This is a genomic window from Limisphaerales bacterium, from assembly GCA_014382585.1.
In the GTDB taxonomy this organism is placed as follows: domain Bacteria; phylum Verrucomicrobiota; class Verrucomicrobiia; order Limisphaerales; family UBA1100; genus JACNJL01.
Window position 1 is genome coordinate 1 of the sequence record JACNJL010000023.1, and the last position, 19410, is coordinate 19410.

Below are 19410 nucleotides of genomic sequence, written 5' to 3' on the forward strand. Positions count from 1 at the left end.
TGACTGCAAAGCTGTCCGCCGTTTTCGAGTCATTCAGCGTAGCTGTATACTCGCCCTCGTTCCCGGTATGTTTTTCAGCAAACTTTGCGATGCCCAAGACATGTTCTTCGACAACACCCCCCCACCCATTGGGCGTGTCGGTAGTTTGGTATGGATTGTCACCCGACATCAGCTGCGATGATATTTGCGGGTTCGTCGGGGGTGATGGAAAACCATTTTTTCGCTGATTTTGGCGTGACCAATTCGCGGTAGGAAGAGAATAACTTGGCCACATCATGACCCATTTCCAGTGCGGTGCGTGGAGCATTTTGAGTTTCCGCCAATCGATAACTGGCGTACGAGTGCCGCAAAAGGTTTTTCCCGTGAAGATTATTGTCCGCCATCAGTTTTCGAAATACATGATCGAACTGGCCTGCGGTACCCTCCCAGATTGCACCATTCTTGTGCCTCCAAGGCTGCAGCCACTTGTTCAAGGCGGGTTGCATTTTGATAAGTCGCCTCTGCTTGGTCTTGGTAAGGTGAGCCTCGAGTTCGATATGCCCCTCGACGCTCCAGACATGTCGCCAATGTAAGCGAAGGATTTCAGACCGCCTTGCTCCCGTGAATCCTCCCAACGCGATGATGGGCAACAATTCTGTTGGAGCTGCGTTCAGCAGTTTTTCAAATTGAGTTGGCGTGAGAATCTTGGGTGGCGGATCAACCACAGCCTCACGCCCCAAAACTTCACCGAGTCGATGCTTGGGCGACAAATAATCCTGCGTCACGCACCACGCCAAAAATTGGGCAAGGGTTTGTCGCCGATGATTGCGTGTCTTGGGTCTTAACTTAGCTTGGCCGTCAAAGAACGCTTCGATGGCAGCTTTCGTCAAGTCAAGGACATCGACCGCGAACGCATCGCAAAATCGGTCCATGGTCAATGCGTCCTCATAAGCCATCCGCTCGGAAACGCGATTATTTCTGAACCGAATAAATTCGGCAGAGGCATCTTTGAACGAAATCGGTTTGATGTCGGCATGGTTTTCAGTCCACGCCTTGGCTGCCTCCATCAACGTGCCGTGAGGCATGCTTTGCTTTGCCTGTCGATATTCGTTGATGGCATCGACCAACCCCACCCCCGTTCCTTGCAGAGCGGTCTGGGCGATTCTCAACTCGTTGAGTTCGTGTTGAGTGGGTTGGTTGGTTTGCCCCTTGGCAATTTGTTTGAGGGCGGCAAGAGCTTTCGCTTTGACCACGGATAGCCTTTTACTTTGCGCGCCTTTCTGCTTCCCCGCGCATTGCCATACGGCGCGGTAATAGCCCCGGGCATCCTTTGCGTACACTTTCGCCGTTAATGAACGGTATTCAATGATGAGTGGGAAAGACACTGGGGATTTATGCGGAAAGTATGCGGAGTTTGCAACCCTACCGATTTTATCGGTAAAATTGGTGCCCACGACAGGAGTCGAACCTGTACCCTGTTGCCAGGACTAGGACCTGAACCTAGCGCGTCTGCCAATTCCGCCACGTGGGCCGCCGATAACGGCGGGGGATATAGCTTGGTATGGGCGTCAAGGCAATCTTATTGCTGGAAGTTATTATTGGTGATTTTTGCGAATGATGCGTGGAATGCACGCGTGACAGGAGATTGTATTTGCACGAAAACTGGATTTGTTTGTGAAACCTTTAGTTATTCATTTAGAAAATCAGTTTTTTGGGCAGTTTTTGTTAAATCGCCGCTATTTTGATATTGGCACAGTATTTGCTTTAATTGCGACCACTGGCGTCTACGGGCGTCATAACCCACATAAACCAATACAACCCAACCGAACTAAAAACCATGAAAAAACACAAAGGTTTCACGCTTATCGAGCTGTTGGTGGTGATTGCCATTATTGGCATTCTAGCCAGTATGCTTCTCCCCACCTTGGCTAAGGCTAAAAAGAAGGCAAATCGCCTAAAATGTAACAATAACCTCGGACAGATGGCTAAGGCTTTTACATCGTCTGGCGGTGATTACGATGGTTGGCTTCCTTGGAATCTAACCAATTTTGACAAGGCGGATGTTGCCAATGAAGGTAACGAGCGCTTGTACGCGTTGGCGGGCCGGAACCCGACGGGTGGCTACAAATATGGTAGCTGGTGCCTGTACAATCACGAGTATATTTGGGCAGCCCACGCTGGGTTGCGTGATGATCTTGGCAGCGCCAAAGCCTTGCTTTCGCCTTGCGACCCCAAGAGCAAGCGCAATAATGATCTGGACGTTCGGGAAGGTAAACTTTCCGGATGGTGCCGCAGCCGCCTTGGCCCAACTGCGACCGCCCGATACAAAGTGAGCACTCGCGCCCAGACTTATGGCATCCATTTGGGTGGCGACAGCCAAGGCAAATCTATTTTGGCAACGACCCGTAACATCCTCGGGGGAAGCTCCCGTGATGGCTACAATGCCGGCCGAACCAAAGTGATGACGGGGGGCCGCTTGAGCGCATCCACCGGTCGTTGGCTGAGCTCTACGTTGATTGGCCAGACTGATTCGCGTGTGAAGGATTCCAACGGAAACGATTTGGGCTACATCTCCTGGATGGGCCCGGGTGCGACTGGCAAATGGGATCGCACCGATCGCAGCCGCGTGATCCGCACTTACAACGTGGATAGCCACCGTGTGGTGGCCGGTTTGGATATTGGCCAGGGCCAGATCGCGATGAGCGATGGCAGTGCCTCGCAGGTGGATGACGCCGGCTTGGCCAGCGCGGTCAATGAGCACGATCAAAAAGTAGGCGGCGTAAACGGCTACAAGCAGGAGGTCGTGTCTGTTCCTTACATTTACTAACGAACACGAGCACCCCCAACCGAAAAACCAGCGCCCCCGTTTGGGGGCGCTTTTTTTGTGATCACAGTATTTTCAGGTGCGGGGAAATCAGGGCCAGAAGCAGGGCATAAAAAAACCCGCCTCAGAGGCGGGTATGCATTGTGGGTTTGTGTGTTACGGCTGAAGCGGTGGGGCTATTCGCCGCCGCCTTCTTCTCCGTCTTCACCCTCCACGCCTTCTTCGTTGGCGGGATTGGCTTCCTCGGGTTGGGCGGGTTCTTCAGCATTGTCACTACAACCGGGCAGAGTCACAGCAAATGCAGCGAGGGACACGATTAGAATCGCTTTTTGGATTAGTTTTTTCATTAGTGTTTTGATGTTTTATTGGCGTGAACCAAGATGTTCAAACTAGCATGCCAATGGGCCTGGCGCAATGAAAAATAGGGTGTCCGGCTCGCCGAAGGGGGTGCGTGGTTTTTCGATAAATGGGTGAGAAATCACGCGGCCATAAAACTAAAACTGTGGTAATCGCGATTTTTATGCAGTTTTCAGGATTTTTGTCGATGGCACGCCGAATGCTTGTACGGGTTGGGGGGGTACTATACCTTGCCTGAGCGGTCATTTTTTACGCGTTTTATGCACCACAACCCTTAATTTTGATGCTAATGAAAAATCAGAATGGCTTTACGCTCATCGAGCTGTTGGTAGTGATCGCGGTGATCGGGATTCTTGCCAGTATGCTGCTCCCGACGCTGGCCAAAGCCAAACGGAAGGCTAACCGCCTCAAATGCGCCAGCAAAATGGGCTCCCTGGGTAAGGCGTTTAACGGATTCGCCACAGAATCGAGCGGGAATCAATTCCCGTGGATGCTAACTATGGGTGCGGCGCAGTCGATGTACGATGAGGCCAACCGCACACTCGGCCTCATATCACCAACAGTGTACGAACGCGCTCAAGGCCGTGCGATTTCCAAGTCGGCAGGATGGTTTAATGCCGGCTGGCAATCGGGCAAATGGGATCGGCATTATTACGATTGGTGGTGCGCGAAGGATGTTCACTGGTTGTGGAGTGCTGCTGCGTTGCGCAAGGGCATTGGTGGGGCAAAGGGCCTGCTGTCGCCCAGCGACCCTAAAGCCAAACGGGCGAATGGGTTGGAGACGGCTCAAGGTGGCTTTGCTGAGGGCATGGGGTACGGCAAGAGCCCCAGTCAAGCCGCGCAAATTACCTCGGATAATCAAGCCAGCGGTAAAACCCGCCTCTACACGCGTCGGCAGGCCCAGAGTTACGCTATCCATATGGGCGGCGATGCCATTGCCAGCAACACCATCCTCGCCACCACCCGCAACGTGCTGGGCGCCGATCGGGCCTCCGGTTACGCGGCCAAGCTGAATCACTTTCAATTACGCGGCCGACCCGAAAGCATCAGCTCCGCCCGCACCATTACCAACGTTCACATCGGCACCAAAGATGCGTTTGGGAATGAACTGATCGGATTTGTTGGCTCCGACAGCAAGGGGACGTTTAAGCATGATAACGACCAAGCGTATCCAATTGCCTCGCGTCGGGCGATGAGCGGGCTGGATCGTGAACAGGGCAATTATCTCCTTGCCGATGGCAGCGCGGACCAAGTCACGGATACAGAATTTCAAACCGCAGTAAAACAACACGCCGAAACACGGGGCTCGCTGGGTGGGAAATTAAACTACATGGTGACCTCGCCATGGCAATAGTTTGGTAGAAAGAACAATTGAAGATTTCCAATCCAATGCACAGAATGATTTAAGCAATTATTAATAACTGAATGTCGCCCGAAGCGAAATTCATAACCCTAAAAACAAACCAAACAGAACAATGAAAACCAAACAGAACAAAGCGTTTACGCTAATCGAATTGTTGGTCGTGATCGCCATTATCGGCATTCTCGCCAGCATGCTTCTCCCCACACTCGCCAAGGCCAAGAAAAAAGCCAACCGACTCAAGTGCATGGCCAATCTCAAACAAGTGAACACCGCGTTGATTTCCTTCTCCGGTGACCACGAGAGTATGCCCTGGCATATGACCCCCGAAGATGCCACGCTGCATTATGATCAAATCCTCCGCTCAGCCGGCGCCACCAATCAATGGGCCGGCGGTCGCTATGCTCAGCTGGATCCCAACGGGGTGAAGTACCCGCAATCCGGTTTGGCCAATATGGATCATTACCCGATTGACCCGCGTTTCATCTTCCTCTCACCGGATTTGCGCTCTCAGCTCACCAACGCCAAGTTACTGAGCAGCCCGTCCGATCCCCGCACGAAACGGTATAACACCCTCGATATCCGCAACGGTAAGTACAACGGAATGGGGGGCACGCATTGGTACGATAACCGCTACTATTCCCACCAATATGCCCTGAGCTACGGGGTTTGTCAGGGAGGCGATGACCAACGCGGTGCTTCGTTGCTGACCCTCACCCGCAACATCGCGGGTAGCCCCAAGACCACACAGGACTTTGGCTGGGGACGTCACAACTGGGGCTGGGACTACATCCACCGCACTCTGACTCTGGCGGACTCACAGTGGGTGGGGCCGGACAACAAGATCGTGGATGCCAACGGCAACGAAACTTCCACGTACACACGCACGGGCACCACTCAGGATTCGCTCAAGCGTCTGTCCATGTCCGGCTTGGACCGTGGCCAAGGCAACGCAGGCAAAGCCGATGGCAGCGCTGAATCAGTGAATGATGGCACCATGAAGGAAGCTCTAAAAACCCACCTCGACCAAACTGGTGGCAATGGCACTTCGCACGGTCGCATCGGCCGCCCGTTCCACGCCCAATAATCCATTAGAACAATCACAATCCACGGGGCGCCCCACAAGGGCGCCCTTCTTTTTGGGCACAAAAAAACCGTCCGGCGAGTGGCCGGACGGTGTGAATTAGAGAAGAAGAAATCTAGTTTCCGCCTTCAGTACCCGCTTCGCCGCCAGTTCCCTCGCCGCCTTCACCCGGCACAGGTTGCTGGGCTTCGTCGTTAGCCGGATCTGCCGTTTCTGTTTCTTCGCTGCAACCCACCAAAAGGGGGGATACCGCAAAAATAGCGGCGACCGCAGTCATGATCGTGATTTTTTTCATTTTTTTAGTGTATGTTAATGGATTTCAGTCCAAAGCCCCCGGCACAATGGTGCACGAACGCGACCCCTGCCTAATCATTAAATGCAGGCAAGGCAAGGATTATTCAGGGATGTCCCGCGCGTGCACGTCAGAAAATCACAGAAAATCCGCGGCGTGAGAAATGCGTCCGATGCGTGGAAATCACACGCAAAGAGGAAACGCGTCCTGCTAAAATGCTGGTTTTATGGGGTAAAAACGAGAAAATCAGGGTTGGCATGTGACGTGCTTATGTGGTTTTAGATAATTAATCCGCGCTGGCGGGAACGGGGAGAGTACTCTCGGACTTAAAGCGCACAACCCAACCCAGAAATGGAGAAAACTAAAATGAAGAAAAACCAAAAAGGCTTCACCCTGATCGAACTGCTGGTCGTGATCGCGATCATCGGAATTCTTGCTAGTATGTTGCTTCCCGCCTTGGCTCGCGCCAAAGCAAAAGCCGCTCGCATCAAATGTGTGAACAACCTCAGCAGCATCGGCAAGGCATCCCTCGGATTTAGCCAAGCAAATGACGGCCGTACACCTTGGAACCTGATCCCCAGCCAAACAGCTAACCATTTTGGTTCTGCTGCGAGCGGCACTGCGGGCGCCATCTTTGGCTTGGCCGCAATGAAGAGCGAAGTTCAGACTGCCAAAATCCTGGTTTCCCCTTGCGACGCAGCTCGCACCGCGGACAACGAGGTTCTTCAGAACTACTGGTCGTCGGTGAACACCAAGGGAGGCACAGCCGCAGATGCCCGTCTGTTGCCGCTGCCCCCACTGACGCCCATGGGCACCACGACTGGTATAAGCTACATCTTCTGCCTGGGCGGTGACCATCAACGCCCCGCGACAGTGGTGGCTCTGACTCGTAACCTGGGCACCAACGACGTTGCTGCTGGCAACTGGAGTGGTGCGGATGAGGACGTGATCCCTCCGAACGCGATGGCCGGCTTGAACAAGTCACAAGGCCAGCTCGTGCGGTCTGACGGCAGCGCAAGCCAGTCCACTGACGCCGACCTCGGCGCTTCTGGCAAAGTTGTGAAAGGTCACATCAACGCTCGCGGTGGCACCAGCCCCCTCGGCGCCTCTCGCACCGGCGTGATCCGCTAGTCTGATACACACTAATCACAAGGGCGCCCTCCGGGGCGCCCTTTTTTTGTGGGCGGGATGCCTGATCAACAGAGGGATGGTTGTCCTAATCTTTTGACTTTCGCCCCCCCCTTTTTTAGTTTCCCAATATGTCTCCGCCCGACTTGTTGGAATTGCTGAAGCGTTACTTTGGGTTCGATTCCTTTCGTCCGTTGCAGGAGGAAATTATTCGCACCGCACTCGACGGCCGGGATGCGTTTGTGCTGATGCCCACCGGCGGCGGCAAATCGCTCTGCTACCAACTCCCCGCACTGGCGGGCGACGGGCTCACCATTGTCATCTCGCCGCTGATTGCGTTAATGAAAGATCAGGTGGATGCGTTGCAAACCGCCGGTGCACCCGCCACGTTTCTGAACTCCACGCTCGAAGCCGATGAATCACGCCAACGCATCGCGGGTTTGCATCGCGGTGAATACAGGCTGCTCTACATCGCGCCCGAGCGGTTGATGCTCAGCGGCACGCTGGACATGCTCGAGAGCTGGCGACCGCAATGCATCGCCATCGACGAGGCCCACTGCATCAGCGAATGGGGTCACGACTTCCGCCCCGAATACCGCCGACTCGCCGAACTGCGCCATCGGTTTGGCAACATTCCTATGATGGCGCTCACCGCCACCGCCACCAAGCGCGTTCGTGCGGATATCATCAGCGAGCTGCGCCTCGAAAACCCCGCCCGCTTCGTTGCCAGCTTCAACCGGCCCAATCTCCATTATCGCGTCATTCAGCGGCAGCAACCGGTCCAGCAGGTATTGGCGATCATCAAAAAAAACGAGGGCGAAAGCGGTATCGTATACTGCGGTAGTCGCAAGGGCACCGAGCAACTGGCCGAACGGCTTTTGGAAAACGGCGTGAAGGCGGCGGCATATCATGCGGGGATGGACGCCAAAAAACGCGCGCGCAATCAGGAGGCCTTTATCCACGACAACGTGCAGGTGATTTGCGCGACCATCGCTTTCGGCATGGGCATCGATAAGCCGGACGTCCGGTACGTGATCCATCGCGACCTCCCGAAAAACATTGAAGGCTATTATCAGGAAACCGGCCGCGCCGGTCGTGACGGGTTGCCGGCTGAATGCGTGCTGCTGATGAACCCCGCGGACGTGGCCAAGCAGACCGGGTTCATTGAGGAAAAAACCGACGAGCAGGAACAAGCCATCGCGCGCGCTCAACTGCAGCAAATGGTGCACTATGCCGAAACCCGCGACTGTCGCCGCCGGGAATTGTTAGCATACTTTGACGAACCATTTGCAGAAGTGAATTGCGGCGCATGCGACAACTGCCTCGAACCCAAGGAGACCTTCAACGGCACCGAGGCTGCACAGAAATTTCTCGCGTGTATTTTCCGCGTTCAACAGCACAGCCATTTCAGCGTGGGCATGAATCACATCGCGGACGTGTTGTGCGGTGCGGACACGGAGAAAATTCGCAACTGGGGCCACGAGCAACTGAGCACGCACGGCATTGGCACGGAATTCGGACGCATGGAGTGGAAGACGATTGGCCGCGAATTGGTGCGAATGGGCTACGCCCACCAAACATCCGGACGCATGACCGTGCTGGAACTGACGCCAGAAGGGTCCAACTGGTTGCGCGACCCCAATCGTATGGATCTGGAATTGACCCGCCCCGTCGATTCGAAGCCGGGAAAACCTTCCAAATCTCGCAGAGCAAAAGCGGGCGGGATTGAATGCGACGAGGCGTTATTCGATCAATTGCGGGCGCTGCGTCTTAGCTTAGCCACTGAGCGCGGGGTGCCGCCTTACATCGTTTTTTCGGATGTGGCACTGCGCCAAATGGCACGGGGATATCCAGTGACGCTCGAAACATTCGGTCTCATTCACGGCGTGGGTGATAAAAAGCTGAACGAGTTTGGATCCGTTTTTACCGCAGAGATTCAAAAGTTTTTGGAGGAGAATCCGAGGCGGGAATTTGCCGCGTGAGAGTGGGGGCGCGCTATGCGTATCCCTGCCATAATCATTGTTGCTGCTTTGCCGCGGCGCGTTTGGCGGTGTATGCCTTGAGTAATTCATCAGCGAGGACGCCAAACAAAATCACTAGCCCAAGCACCCCGTATTCCAGCTTGGAAGAAATACCCAGCATCGGCATCGCATTGAAAATGAGCCAAATGACGGCCACGGCAATAATGATGCCGAGCATGGATCCTCTGCCGCCACGCAGGCTGCATCCTCCAAGCACGGCGCCTGCGATGGCGAAGAGTTCATAGAATTCACCGAATGAAGCGGGTTGCACGGCACCGACCTCAAACGCGAACAGTACGCCCGCAATTCCGGCCAACAGGGAGCAAATCACGTAGGCGCCAATCTTCAATGCGTCGGTGCTAATGCCGCTGTAGCGCGCGCCTTCCTCATTATTGCCCAGAGCAAATAGGTAGCGTCCCCAAATGGTGCGATTCAAAACTACTGCGGCTGCGATGCCTATGATGAGCATGAAAAATAGCGGGTGGGGGAGGCTAAAGGAATCCGTGATGGCAAGTTTGCCGCTGAGTAGGTTGGCAGTTTGATTGATTGAGTCGATGTTGGCATAGCCCGGATCGTCCTTGATCGGGATGGGGCCGAGGTCCGAATGGTCGCCCCCAATCCAACGGGCGAGGCTTCGGTAAATCAATAGGCCGCAGAGGGTGACGACAAAGGGTTGGAGCTTAGCTTTGGTAACGAGCAAGCCATGGATGAGGCCGATGAGTGCTGACAGGCCCAGGGTGGAGGCGATGGCCACGCCTGGGCTTAGGCCTTTCACTTTGAGCATCACCGCCAACATCACCGCCACCAATCCCACTAATGATCCGATGGAAAGATCAATGCCTCCGGTAATAATCACAAACGCCACTCCAATGCTCATGATGGCGTAGAGGCTGGACCACTTGATCAGGTTGTGCATGTTGAATGCATTGAGAAAATCGTGATTCATGACTGCGGTGATCACGAAGATGAGGAAGAACAATCCAATAATGCCAAGGGTGTTTTTTTTCATCGGGTCAGGCTGCGAGTGCGGTGCCGGTGGCAAGCTGCATGATAGATTCCTCGCTGAGTTGGTTGCGGTTGAGTTCGCCGGCGAGGCGGCCTTCGTGCATGACGAGTGCGCGGTCAGCCATGCCGAGGACTTCCTCCATTTCGCTGGAGACAAATAGGATGGCTACGCCGTCGGCGGCGAGTTGTTCCATGAGTCGGTAAATCTCGCGCTTGGCACCCACGTCGATTCCGCGGGTGGGTTCGTCGAGCAACAGCACGCGCGGTTTGAGTGTGAGCCATTTGCCGAGCACGACTTTTTGTTGGTTGCCGCCGGAGAGATACACGGTGGCTTGGTCGAGGGTGGGGGTTTTGATGGCGAGCTGTTCGACGGCTTCGGTGGCGACTGTTTCCTCAGCATCAAAATTGAGCAGGCCGTTTTTCTGATCACGCTCGAGGCTAGCGAGGCTGGCATTTTCGCGTACGGCCATTTGCAAAATGAGGCCGTGTTGTTTGCGGTCTTCGGGTGCGAGGGCGAGTCCGGCGCGGATGGCTTCGTGCGGATTGCGAGGGGCAAAGGGTTCGCCTGCCACTCGCATTTGGCCGCCCACGGCAGGGGTAACGCCAAAGAGGGTTTGCAGCAATTCAGTGCGGCCCGAGCCGACCAGGCCGGCGATGCCCACGATTTCGCCGGCGCGTAGTTGCAAGGAAATTTCACAGTGCGGGTGCGCGGGGGTGCGTACGGCTTCGAGCTCCAACACGAGGTCGCCGGGGTCGTGTTGTTTGCGGTCGTAAAACTGATCGAGATCGCGGCCCACCATGAGCCGCACCATGGCATCGTGGTTGATTTCTTCGCGGCTCAGTTCACCGGCAATTTCGCCATCGCGCAGCACAAGGACGCGGTCGGCCAATTCCTTAACCTCACCAAGCCGGTGGGAAATATAAATGACGCTGATGCCCTGCGCACGCAGGTCGTGGACGACTTCGAAGAGGGTTTCGGTTTCGTGTTGCGAAAGGCTGCTGGTGGGTTCATCCATAATCAGCACGCGCGCATTGCAGGAAAGGGCCTTGGCGATTTCAACGAGTTGCTGGCGGCCGATGGGCAAATCGCCCACGAGCGTGTCGGGCGCAAGGTTTAGCCCAACGCGTTGAAGATATTGGGCGGCCTGGGCTTGGAGCTCAGTGTGATTGATAAAGCCGAATTGGTGCAGCTCCCGGCCGAGAAAAATATTGGCGGCGAGGTCGAGATTGGCAGCGAGGTTTAACTCCTGGTGAATGAGCGCCACGCCTTGTGCGAGCGCGTCGCGCACGTTTCGAAATTGGATGGGGTGATCATCGATCAGGATTTCGCCGGTGTCCGCAGGCTGCACGCCGGCGAGGATTTTCATGAGCGTACTTTTGCCTGCTCCATTTTCGCCGATCACTGCGAGCACTTCACCATGGGCGAGGGTGAGGCGCGCTTTGTGCAAGGCGCGCACGCCGGGGAAGTGTTTGCTCAAACCCCGAACCTCCAGTAGTGGTGTTGCCGGGGGCACCATGCTTATTGTTTGCCCAGCTTGGCCATTTCTTTTTTTGTTTTCCAAAACTCATCCACGTTGTCTTTGGTGATTACCAGAAACGGGACTTCAAGAAATGTGTCCGCGGGGGTGTTGCCGTCGAGGATGCTCTTGAGCATCTTCACCGATTCGTAGCCGTATTTCCACGGCTGCTGGCTGATGGTGCCGTAGGCGGTCCCATCTTTGATGGCTTGCAGCATCGCATCGGGTTCATCGAATCCGCAAACTTGGATTTTGCCGGTCATTCCGGCTTCCTGAATGGCGGCCAGACAGGCCGGCGGGTTGTAGGCAAAAAGGCCGACCATGCACTTGAGGTTTTTGTGTTTGGCAATGGCGCTCTCGGCGTTGCTCTTGGCTTTGGCTTTATTAAAATCATCGGTGCGTGTTTCGAGGATCGTATATTTGGATTCGTTGGCGGTGAGGTTTTTGGCATCCTCCGCATCAAATTTTACAGAGCCCAGTTTTTGTTCCGGTTTGCCAAGCAATTCATCAATGACCCCTTGGCGTCGTTGGCGGGCATTAAGTTGTTCAAGGCGACCGACCAAGATGAAAACTTCGCCGCCCTCTGGGATGGCATCTTTGACCAGCTTCCCCAATGCACGGCCGGCCAGATAGTTGTTGGTGCCGATGTAAACCAAACGGTCACTGTCAGGCGCATCCGCATCCTGGGTAATGAGTTTGGTGTTTTTGGCAACGTCATTCAGGAACCGTGTTTGGTTTGCCGCATCAATGGGGCTGATGGCAATGCCGTTCACGCCCTTGGCGATGAGCGATTCCATGATGCGCTTTTGATCCACCACCCCCTTGGTGGGCATATGTACTTCGCATTTGATTTTAAATTCCGTTTCCGCAATGCGCACGCCCGCGGCACACAGATCCCAGAACGGATCCACTCCATTGGTTACATAAGCGATGGTAATGGGTTTTGAGTCAGTTGATTTTCCGCAACCCCAGCCCCACAACAGGGCCGAGGCACACGCGAACGCGATGAGGCAACGGGTGGTTTTCATGGGCGGGAGTGTTCACCCAAGCGGCGCGGGCGTAAAGAAAAATTGAATCTAACGCAGCGGTTTGCCGGGGAGGGCTTTGCCGTTGGTATTGAGGATTTGGAAATGTCGGATGGCCGGGCGGTTGGGCTGGGAATAGGTCCACACCGATTGCTTGGCGCGGTTGACTTCCACCAGTTGCGCGGTGGCACGGCCGGGGCGGTGGGTGGCAAAAACGAGGTTGCCGTTGGGCAAATACTGGATGCCCGAATGCAAATCCAACATCCGCGCACCTTGGAAATCCCGATTGGTGAGCTTCCACGTTACCTTGCCCGTGCGATCCACCTCGAGAATGCATTTGCCGGTGGTGCAGGCGATGAGCGTGTGTTGGTTGGGCAGGCGCAATGCGCAGAATGGGTTGCCGTCAGTTTTCTTTTTCCAAACCACGTTGCCTTGGGCGGTGTATTCTCGCACCACCTTGTCGGCCGGTTGCGGCACGAGATAGTTTCCATTGGCGAGTTTGCGCACGGTGCCGATTTGTTGCTGCGGATCCTTGGCGGCAGATTGCAAAGCAATCTTAACGAGCGTGCGTCCATTGGTGTCCACCTCCAACACGCACGGCTTGGGGCCGCCTTCGGCTATAAGATATCGGCCTTCGGCAGTGCGTTGGGCGGTGTTCACGGTTAGTTGTTTGCCGCGATATTCAAATTGCACCTGGCCGCCGCGGGTGACTTCCACCACGCCGCCGCCGTAATTTTTCCCGCTGGCCAATACGAGCAAAACATTTCCATTCTGAAGCATCCAACCATCGCTCGTGGGGCGGGGGTAACGCCAGACGATGCGGTCGGTGTGGGAGACAATATACGTTTCCGCGCCGGTCGCGAGGAACGCGTGGCGGACACCGTGCGCAGATTGTTGGGCGGCCGGGGCGGAATAAAAAAAGCCCCCCGCCATCAATCCCGCAATGAGGATTTGGCTTGGACGCATTAGAGGTTAACAGTGCGTTGGGGCGGGGAAGTTACCGAATGATTGGCGGTTGTCGAATTAAAATGTGCAGAAATTAAAAAAAAGTGATACGTACACGGATCAAAGTTGCCCCGCTGCGCGCTGCCCTTTGCCTTTACGGTTGGTATCGCCCAGCTCGTTGCGCATGGCCTCCCCGAGTGCCTGCAGTCGGGTGACCACTTCGGGGTGGTTTGCTTTCACATCCGTGGTTTCGCCGATGTCTTTTTCCAAATCAAATAGCGCCAGCCCGATTTTTGCCGCAGCGTATCGCGTTGGAATTCCATTTTTGCCGCCAGGTTTGCCGGCCATCGTGCGGTAGCCGTGCGGGAAATGCAGTTTCCATTTGCCCATCCGAACCGCTTGCAACTGGGGCCCGTAATAAAAAAAATACGCTTCCTGCGGGCTCTGGTCATCGGTGCCGGTTACGAGGTTCACGATGCTTTTGCCGTCGATTTTTTGCCTGGGCAATTTGGCGCCGATGAGTTCGGCCACCGTCGGCAAAATATCAATCGTCATCGCGGGCGTTGTGCAAACGCTGCCGGCGGGGACCGTGCCGGGCCACCACATCAGCGTGCTCTCACGGCAGCCACCATCGAACATCGTCCCCTTGCCCTCGCGCAGCGGCCCGGCCGAACCGGCGTGGTCGCCGTAACTGAGCCATGGACCGTTGTCGCTGGTGAAAATGACGAGCGTGTTTTTGTCGAGTTGGTGCTTGCGTAACGTGCCGAGGATTTGGCCCACGCTCCAGTCCACCTCCATCATGACGTCGCCAAACAAACCGGCTTTGCTTTTGCCTTTGAATTTTTCGGAAACATAAAGCGGCACATGCACCATCGAGTGCGGCACATAGAGGAAGAATGGGCGGTCTTTGTTGTTCTCAATGAACGAAACGGCGCGTTCGGTGTATTGGGTGGTGAGCTGCTCCTGATCTTTGCCGGTGACACGGGGATTGATGACCGCGTTGCCGTCGATCAGCGGCAGATGCGTCCAGCGCTTCAGCCGTTCTTCCATCGGCAGATGCATCACGCCCGGGTGGTAAGGCCACATATCATTCGAGTACGGCAGGCCAAAGTAATCATCGAAGCCGTGCTGCAAGGGTAGAAACTTTTGGTGATGGCCGAGATGCCATTTGCCGTAACAGGCGGTGGCGTAGTTTTTTTGTTTGCAGAGTTCGGCGATCGTCAATTCGTTGGGATTGATGCCGTGCCGCGCCTTGGGCCCAAGTGCGCCGAGGATGCCCACGCGCACATTGTAGCAGCCCGTGAGCAGTCCCGCGCGGGACGCGCTGCAGACGGCTTGGGTCACATAAAAATCCGTGAACTTCCTTCCCTCCCTTGCCATTTGGTCGAGGTGGGGGGTGGGATAATTTTTAGCACCAAAGGGCCCGATATCCGCATAGCCCATATCATCGATGAAAATGATGACGACGTTGGTGGGGGGCTTGCGGGTTTCAGCCAGAAGCGAAAACCCAAACAATCCGATGAGGGCAAAAAGTAGAGTGCGCATAATCGTTACGGTTGCGCAAAAGGTAACGGGTGGGACAGGCGTGTCAACGCCGCGACTAGCGTTTTTTCTTTCTCATCCGGGCCCGAGCGGCGGCGGCTTCTGCTGCAGAGGCGTGGGCGGCTTCGGCGGCAGCCTTGCGTTGGCGTTCCACTTCTTCCTGTTCGGCCTTGTGCTTGAGCCCCTGCAAAGCCGCAAGGCCAATGCAGCAGCCGACCAGCAACGTAAACTCCCAATCCATGCCCGCCAAGCGCGCGGCATACATCATTCCAATCGTCGCAAAGGCGGATAGAATGTTGGCGTTGGCGTTCATGGGGATTGCTCTATCACCCGGTCCATATTTTGGCAACATCTATCACTCAAATAGTTACCCTCTGACTCAGGTTGTGCTGGAGCGGTTCCGGAGGTAAACTAACGGCATGAGCATGACGGTCTGTGCGGAGTGCGGTGATCCACTGAGCACCACGGCGGCGGCGTGCCCGCACTGTGGCGCGCCGGCGGCGGTGGCTTTGCGCGTACCCGCGGCGGTGCCGACGGATTGGCCGGAGGCGTTGGAAGCGGCGGTGCGCGCGTCGCTGCAATGGCCGGAGGGGCAATTGACGGCGGAATGTCTGGCGCGGGTGGAATCGGTGAAACTGGATGAAACGGAAGCGGAGGACCTTACCCATTGGGTGGCGGGATTGCGCTGCCTACCTGCGCTGAAAATGCTGGGCTTCTCGCGCGCGGGCATTGCCGACGCGGGTCCGTTGCGTGAATTGGTGGGCTTGCGGTATTTGTATTTGGAAAAAAACCACGTCACGGATCTTTCGCCGTTGTATGAATTGAAAGCGCTTAGGCAATTGTGGCTGTACGGCAACCCGCTCGAACCGGCGGCGGTGGCGGCATTGGAAAAGGCGCTGCCGAAGTGCGAGGTGTTTATTTGAGCTTGAGTCTGAGCTTGAGATTGGAGATTTTTTCCAGTAAGGTATCACTGTTTTCGTTAGTTGCACCAAGGTATCCACACGCGCAATAATGCAAATCTATCTTTTCCTTAACGGCGAACAAGTTGGGCCGTACACTTCGGAACAAATTCAGGGTATGCTGGCAAGCGGCGCGGTGACGCCGGAGACCATGGCGTGGTACGAGGGCTTGCCGGAATGGACGCCGGTGACGCAGGTGGTGCAACCGACGGCGGGCGTTAGCGGGCCGGAGGATATTGTGATCGAAGGCGGGCCGCCTCAGCTTGCCGATGGCGGTGGCGGTGAAGTAGTGTTGAGCGTACAGCATCAGGCGGAGTATTCGCGCGGGCAGTTGTTGTTGCGGACTTTCTTGGGGGTCTTTTACTTGATTTTGCCGCATGCGGTTTGCCTGATGTTTTTGGGTCTTGCCGCCAATGTCTGTTCGCTGATCGCTTGGTTCGCGATTTTGTTTACGGGAAGTTATCCGGCGGGGATTTATAATTTTGTGGTGAGCGTGCATCAGTGGTCAATGCGCTGGATGGCGCGGGTTGGAAATTTGATGGACGGTTATCCGGCGTTCGGGATGGGGAATAAAGGCGATGGCGTGAGTTTGGAGATTGCGCGTCCGGCAACGTCCAGTGCGGCTGCATTGTGTGCTGCGAATTTTTGCAGGAATTTACGTGGGCGTTCCGCATGGGATTTGCCTGTTCTTTCGGCAAATCGCCGGTTACGTGCTGCTCGTGGTGGCGTGGTTTGCGGTGCTGTTTACGGGGAGATACCCGAAGGGGATGCACGATTTTCAGGTGGGCAACATCCGTTGGGGATTGCGCGTGATGGCGTACATCACGATGTTGACCGACCGGTACCCGCCATTCAGCGGGAAACCTTAATTGGCTTTGGACCGCAATGCGGCGCGCGCGGTTTCGGGGCAGCGCAGCGGGATGCCGGCGAGGTGGCGGTAAAGGGTGGCGGCTTTCATTTTGTCGCCTTTCTGATAGAGCGCATCGGCTTCCTTCAACATTTCCGGGGCGGGGCGAATCCACTTTAGTTTTTTTGCCGCGTCGCGGGCTTGTTTGATTTCGGCGGCGTTCAACGTCCAGCCTGAAGTGCCGCTGGCCATGAGGTTGGTGACTTCCTGTCGGTGCCGCAGCGTGAGGGCGTGGCCGAGTTCGTGCGAGGTGACGCGCGGGAGGGGCTCGCCCACGCCGCCTTCCACGGTGCGCAGGCGGGCCATATCTTTGACGAACATCCCATCGCCGCCAATGTACACGCCGTTGGCGAGGAAACGTTTGATGTAATAGATGTGAAAACAATCGGCCTTGCGGCTGGCCTTGGGGCGGATGGCGAGCAGCCAGCGGAGCTGACGGGATTTATGGTTTTGGCGATAGGCGTTGGGGTTGGCGGCCGGTTCGGTGAGGATGGATTCGAATGCAAAGTGCACGCCGGCGTGGCCCCAGATGCGGTTGACCTTTTCAAAAATGCGATGGAGATCTTTTTCCTCCAGCGTGGTGGTGAGGTTGAGCTCGCCGGGAGTCACCAACCGATGCACACGCAACGGCGCCACGAGATAGTCATCAAAAGGCGTTTTCGGCGCCTGAACCTCCCCGCGCAACTGAGGCGCGGCGAGCAGAAAAATCACGGCGAGCGTGCGGTGCATGGATGTGTGTACTGCGAGTGTGTGGATTGTCCAAGCTCGAATTGCCCTCACTCAGGCTGAGCGATCTTCAATATGAGCCCACAGCAAATCGGATAGGTCGCCGCTGATTATATGATTGCCCGGGTTTGCTTTTAATTCAAATTCTTCGCCTGTATCTCCAAAATAGGTCGAACCATCAATCACGGCAAAAATTGTGGATAATGCGTCCACAGAAACCGTCCCCATAATTTCCAACAGGACGGCTCGCTGTTCCTCGTTCAGCGATTGATACAAGGCAAACGCCCGCCGCATTTGCGGATCCTGATTTCCCTTTGGCATCGTGGAAGCGTACATCTCGCGATATTGCTTTGCCATATCCTCCACCACATAAGTGTGGACCCGGGCAATGAATTCTTCTTTTGTCATTGGGGTAGGTATTTGGCTTTATTTTCGCCAGTGGGGGTAGCGTTTGGCGAATTCTTCCCAAATTTGGTTAATGGTGTGGGAATAATGCCGCCGACTCTTTCTGACGAGTTTACCGTACGCCAGATTTTTCAGGTTGAACAATGGCGTCATATCCCCATCCAAAATATTGGTGGAGCCGTGAAAGAAAATTCCCTTTAAATTAGTCAATCCGGCAATGGGATTCAAAGATTCGATTTCTCCACAACTGGAAAATGTCAATTTTTCCAACCAATGCATTTCACGAACAGGTTCCAAGTTTTTCAACTTGTGGCAACACGCAAGATCTAGAATAGTCAATTTGTCCAAGTGCTGAATTCCTTCGATCGATTCGAGCTTTCGCATCCAAGCAAGATTCAAGCGACGGAGTTTTGTTAAATTTTCAATCCCTTCAAGGCTGGGGATGGGGGCACTGTTTATGTACAGGTTTTCTAGATGTACTAGCTTGGCGTGTTGCTTGAAATCACGGTTCTTGCTGCCTTGCGTTGAAAGCTGCTTGAGTCTCATGCAGCCGAACACGGATTCGAAGCCTTTGTGCCAGCGGGAGAGGCTGCATTTTTCCAGCAGGGGAAATCGTGAAAAATCGATGGGAGTCTTATTCACCCAAGGATCCAGATGAAACTCGCGCAATTTAGAAAGACAATGTACTGCGTCCAACGATTCGACTGGATAGGGAAATAAAGCCATGCTCAGTCGCTTGAGTTCAGGCAATTCGGCCAAGAACGAATAATCGTGACCTGCCCTTACAATATGCAAGTCCACACACCCCGCTTCCTTAACTTTTTCACCACCCACGCCCCGATGTTTTTTGGGGTGTTGCCCTCTATGAAAATCGCCGGGCCATACTGCCCCTGACTAATTTCAAATTCTAATCCTTCGTTAATCATAGTGTTTTAAGCTTGAATTCATATCATCTAGTTATGGGTTTCGTTGGTATTCAGAAAGTGAATCGTGGAAAGGCAAAGCCTCACTCATCCGTTGGTCTGTATTTTTCCTCCCATTTTTCCGCCCAGTTCATATCAGGAGGCCAATCTGCGGGTAGCGGATTATCGAATACGTTCAACAACCCTCCCAAATGCTTGCTGTGCGCCTCGGCAATCGTTCTGACATGTTCACGGAAAAACCACGTTCTATTTTCTTCGCAAGCGATCAGCACCACCATCATTTCATAACGGTCCAGTAACTCTGACAACTCTTTACCCTTGTCGGCTATATTTGAATATAGGCGAGCAATAATCGCTACTCTGTGCAACACAAGCATCGCGTTTTGGTATCTGTCCACAGAAATCATGGTT

At 54.8% G+C, this 19410-nt stretch carries 20 protein-coding genes, 1 tRNA gene and 2 pseudogenes; 9 read left to right on the forward strand and 14 right to left on the reverse strand.

From position 1 onward, the window contains the following. Positions 1–158: 158 nt before the first annotated feature. Positions 159–1433 (reverse strand): tyrosine-type recombinase/integrase, encoded by a 1275-nt coding sequence (locus H8E27_02680; protein ID MBC8324519.1) that lies wholly within the window; start codon positions 1431–1433, stop codon positions 159–161. Then, positions 1424–1510: transfer RNA gene (locus H8E27_02685), tRNA-Leu, on the reverse strand. Before H8E27_02685 ends, H8E27_02680 begins: the two co-directional genes overlap by 10 nt. A 143-nt stretch (positions 1511–1653) precedes the next feature. On the opposite strand from H8E27_02685, the gene H8E27_02690 reads away from it, so the two are divergent. Both H8E27_02690 and H8E27_02695 read left to right on the forward strand, forming a co-directional pair. After that, the gene (locus H8E27_02690; GenBank protein ID MBC8324520.1) at positions 1654–1911 is read left to right on the forward strand and encodes a hypothetical protein; all 258 of its coding nucleotides are present in this window, start codon (positions 1654–1656) and stop codon (positions 1909–1911) included. After that, positions 1817–2806 carry a prepilin-type N-terminal cleavage/methylation domain-containing protein gene (locus H8E27_02695; GenBank protein ID MBC8324521.1) on the forward strand — a complete coding sequence of 330 codons (990 nt, stop codon included), beginning with the start codon at positions 1817–1819 and terminating at the stop codon, positions 2804–2806. The genes H8E27_02690 and H8E27_02695 overlap by 95 nt, the downstream gene beginning before the upstream one ends. 173 nt (positions 2807–2979) lie before the next feature. Here the strand turns inward: H8E27_02695 and H8E27_02700 are convergent, their stop codons facing one another. Beyond that, positions 2980–3150 carry a hypothetical protein gene (locus tag H8E27_02700; protein MBC8324522.1) on the reverse strand — a complete coding sequence of 57 codons (171 nt, stop codon included), beginning with the start codon at positions 3148–3150 and terminating at the stop codon, positions 2980–2982. 293 nt (positions 3151–3443) lie between these two features. Here H8E27_02700 and H8E27_02705 point away from each other — a divergent pair. Next, positions 3444–3551: pseudogene (locus H8E27_02705) on the forward strand (type II secretion system protein). 1084 nt (positions 3552–4635) lie between these two features. Then, the gene (locus tag H8E27_02710) at positions 4636–5607 is read left to right on the forward strand and encodes a type II secretion system protein (GenBank protein ID MBC8324523.1); all 972 of its coding nucleotides are present in this window, start codon (positions 4636–4638) and stop codon (positions 5605–5607) included. 112 nt (positions 5608–5719) lie between these two features. Here H8E27_02710 and H8E27_02715 read toward each other — a convergent pair whose 3' ends face one another. Then, positions 5720–5899, reverse strand: coding sequence for a hypothetical protein (locus H8E27_02715; protein ID MBC8324524.1), 180 nt, complete (start codon positions 5897–5899; stop codon positions 5720–5722). A gap of 363 nt (positions 5900–6262) precedes the next feature. On the opposite strand from H8E27_02715, the gene H8E27_02720 reads away from it, so the two are divergent. Together H8E27_02720 and recQ are read left to right on the forward strand one after the other, a co-directional pair. Beyond that, positions 6263–7027 carry a type II secretion system protein gene (locus H8E27_02720; GenBank protein MBC8324525.1) on the forward strand — a complete coding sequence of 255 codons (765 nt, stop codon included), beginning with the start codon at positions 6263–6265 and terminating at the stop codon, positions 7025–7027. A 128-nt stretch (positions 7028–7155) separates the two neighbouring features. Beyond that, on the forward strand, positions 7156–9006 hold the full coding sequence (gene recQ, locus H8E27_02725; GenBank protein ID MBC8324526.1) for a DNA helicase RecQ: 1851 nt from the start codon (positions 7156–7158) through the stop codon (positions 9004–9006). A 34-nt stretch (positions 9007–9040) separates the two neighbouring features. Here the strand turns inward: recQ and H8E27_02730 are convergent, their stop codons facing one another. From H8E27_02730 to H8E27_02755, 6 genes are all read right to left on the reverse strand, one after another. Continuing rightward, the gene (locus H8E27_02730; GenBank protein ID MBC8324527.1) at positions 9041–10054 is read right to left on the reverse strand and encodes an ABC transporter permease; all 1014 of its coding nucleotides are present in this window, start codon (positions 10052–10054) and stop codon (positions 9041–9043) included. 4 nt (positions 10055–10058) lie between these two features. Then, the gene (locus tag H8E27_02735; protein ID MBC8324528.1) at positions 10059–11567 is read right to left on the reverse strand and encodes a sugar ABC transporter ATP-binding protein; all 1509 of its coding nucleotides are present in this window, start codon (positions 11565–11567) and stop codon (positions 10059–10061) included. A 2-nt stretch (positions 11568–11569) separates the two neighbouring features. Continuing rightward, complete coding sequence (locus tag H8E27_02740) at positions 11570–12595, reverse strand: sugar-binding protein (GenBank protein ID MBC8324529.1); 1026 nt, start codon at positions 12593–12595, stop codon at positions 11570–11572. A gap of 48 nt (positions 12596–12643) precedes the next feature. After that, on the reverse strand, positions 12644–13558 hold the full coding sequence (locus H8E27_02745) for a hypothetical protein (GenBank protein ID MBC8324530.1): 915 nt from the start codon (positions 13556–13558) through the stop codon (positions 12644–12646). A 99-nt stretch (positions 13559–13657) separates the two neighbouring features. Next, entirely contained in the window at positions 13658–15082 is a 1425-nt protein-coding gene (locus H8E27_02750; protein ID MBC8324531.1) for a sulfatase, read from the reverse strand. 55 nt (positions 15083–15137) lie between these two features. Next, the gene (locus H8E27_02755; protein ID MBC8324532.1) at positions 15138–15392 is read right to left on the reverse strand and encodes a hypothetical protein; all 255 of its coding nucleotides are present in this window, start codon (positions 15390–15392) and stop codon (positions 15138–15140) included. A gap of 106 nt (positions 15393–15498) precedes the next feature. Here H8E27_02755 and H8E27_02760 point away from each other — a divergent pair, with 106 nt between their 5' ends. The 3 genes and pseudogenes from H8E27_02760 to H8E27_02770 all read left to right on the forward strand — a co-directional run bounded on the left by H8E27_02760 (position 15499) and on the right by H8E27_02770 (position 16907). Next, positions 15499–16002: a leucine-rich repeat domain-containing protein gene (locus H8E27_02760; GenBank protein ID MBC8324533.1), complete on the forward strand. Its 504-nt coding sequence runs from the start codon at positions 15499–15501 to the stop codon at positions 16000–16002. Between the two features lie 154 nt (positions 16003–16156). Continuing rightward, positions 16157–16591, forward strand: a pseudogene (locus H8E27_02765) (DUF4389 domain-containing protein). 43 nt (positions 16592–16634) lie between these two features. Further along, positions 16635–16907: a DUF4389 domain-containing protein gene (locus tag H8E27_02770; GenBank protein ID MBC8324534.1), complete on the forward strand. Its 273-nt coding sequence runs from the start codon at positions 16635–16637 to the stop codon at positions 16905–16907. Here the strand turns inward: H8E27_02770 and H8E27_02775 are convergent. From H8E27_02775 to H8E27_02790, 4 genes are all read right to left on the reverse strand, one after another. Beyond that, a complete protein-coding gene (locus H8E27_02775) occupies positions 16904–17674 on the reverse strand; it encodes a hypothetical protein (protein MBC8324535.1) in 771 nt (256 codons plus the stop codon). The genes H8E27_02770 and H8E27_02775 overlap by 4 nt on opposite strands. A 51-nt stretch (positions 17675–17725) precedes the next feature. Continuing rightward, on the reverse strand, positions 17726–18079 hold the full coding sequence (locus H8E27_02780; protein MBC8324536.1) for a hypothetical protein: 354 nt from the start codon (positions 18077–18079) through the stop codon (positions 17726–17728). 18 nt (positions 18080–18097) lie between these two features. Further along, positions 18098–18910: a hypothetical protein gene (locus H8E27_02785; protein MBC8324537.1), complete on the reverse strand. Its 813-nt coding sequence runs from the start codon at positions 18908–18910 to the stop codon at positions 18098–18100. A gap of 172 nt (positions 18911–19082) precedes the next feature. Then, the gene (locus H8E27_02790) at positions 19083–19406 is read right to left on the reverse strand and encodes a hypothetical protein (GenBank protein ID MBC8324538.1); all 324 of its coding nucleotides are present in this window, start codon (positions 19404–19406) and stop codon (positions 19083–19085) included. Between the last annotated feature and the right edge of the window lie 4 nt (positions 19407–19410).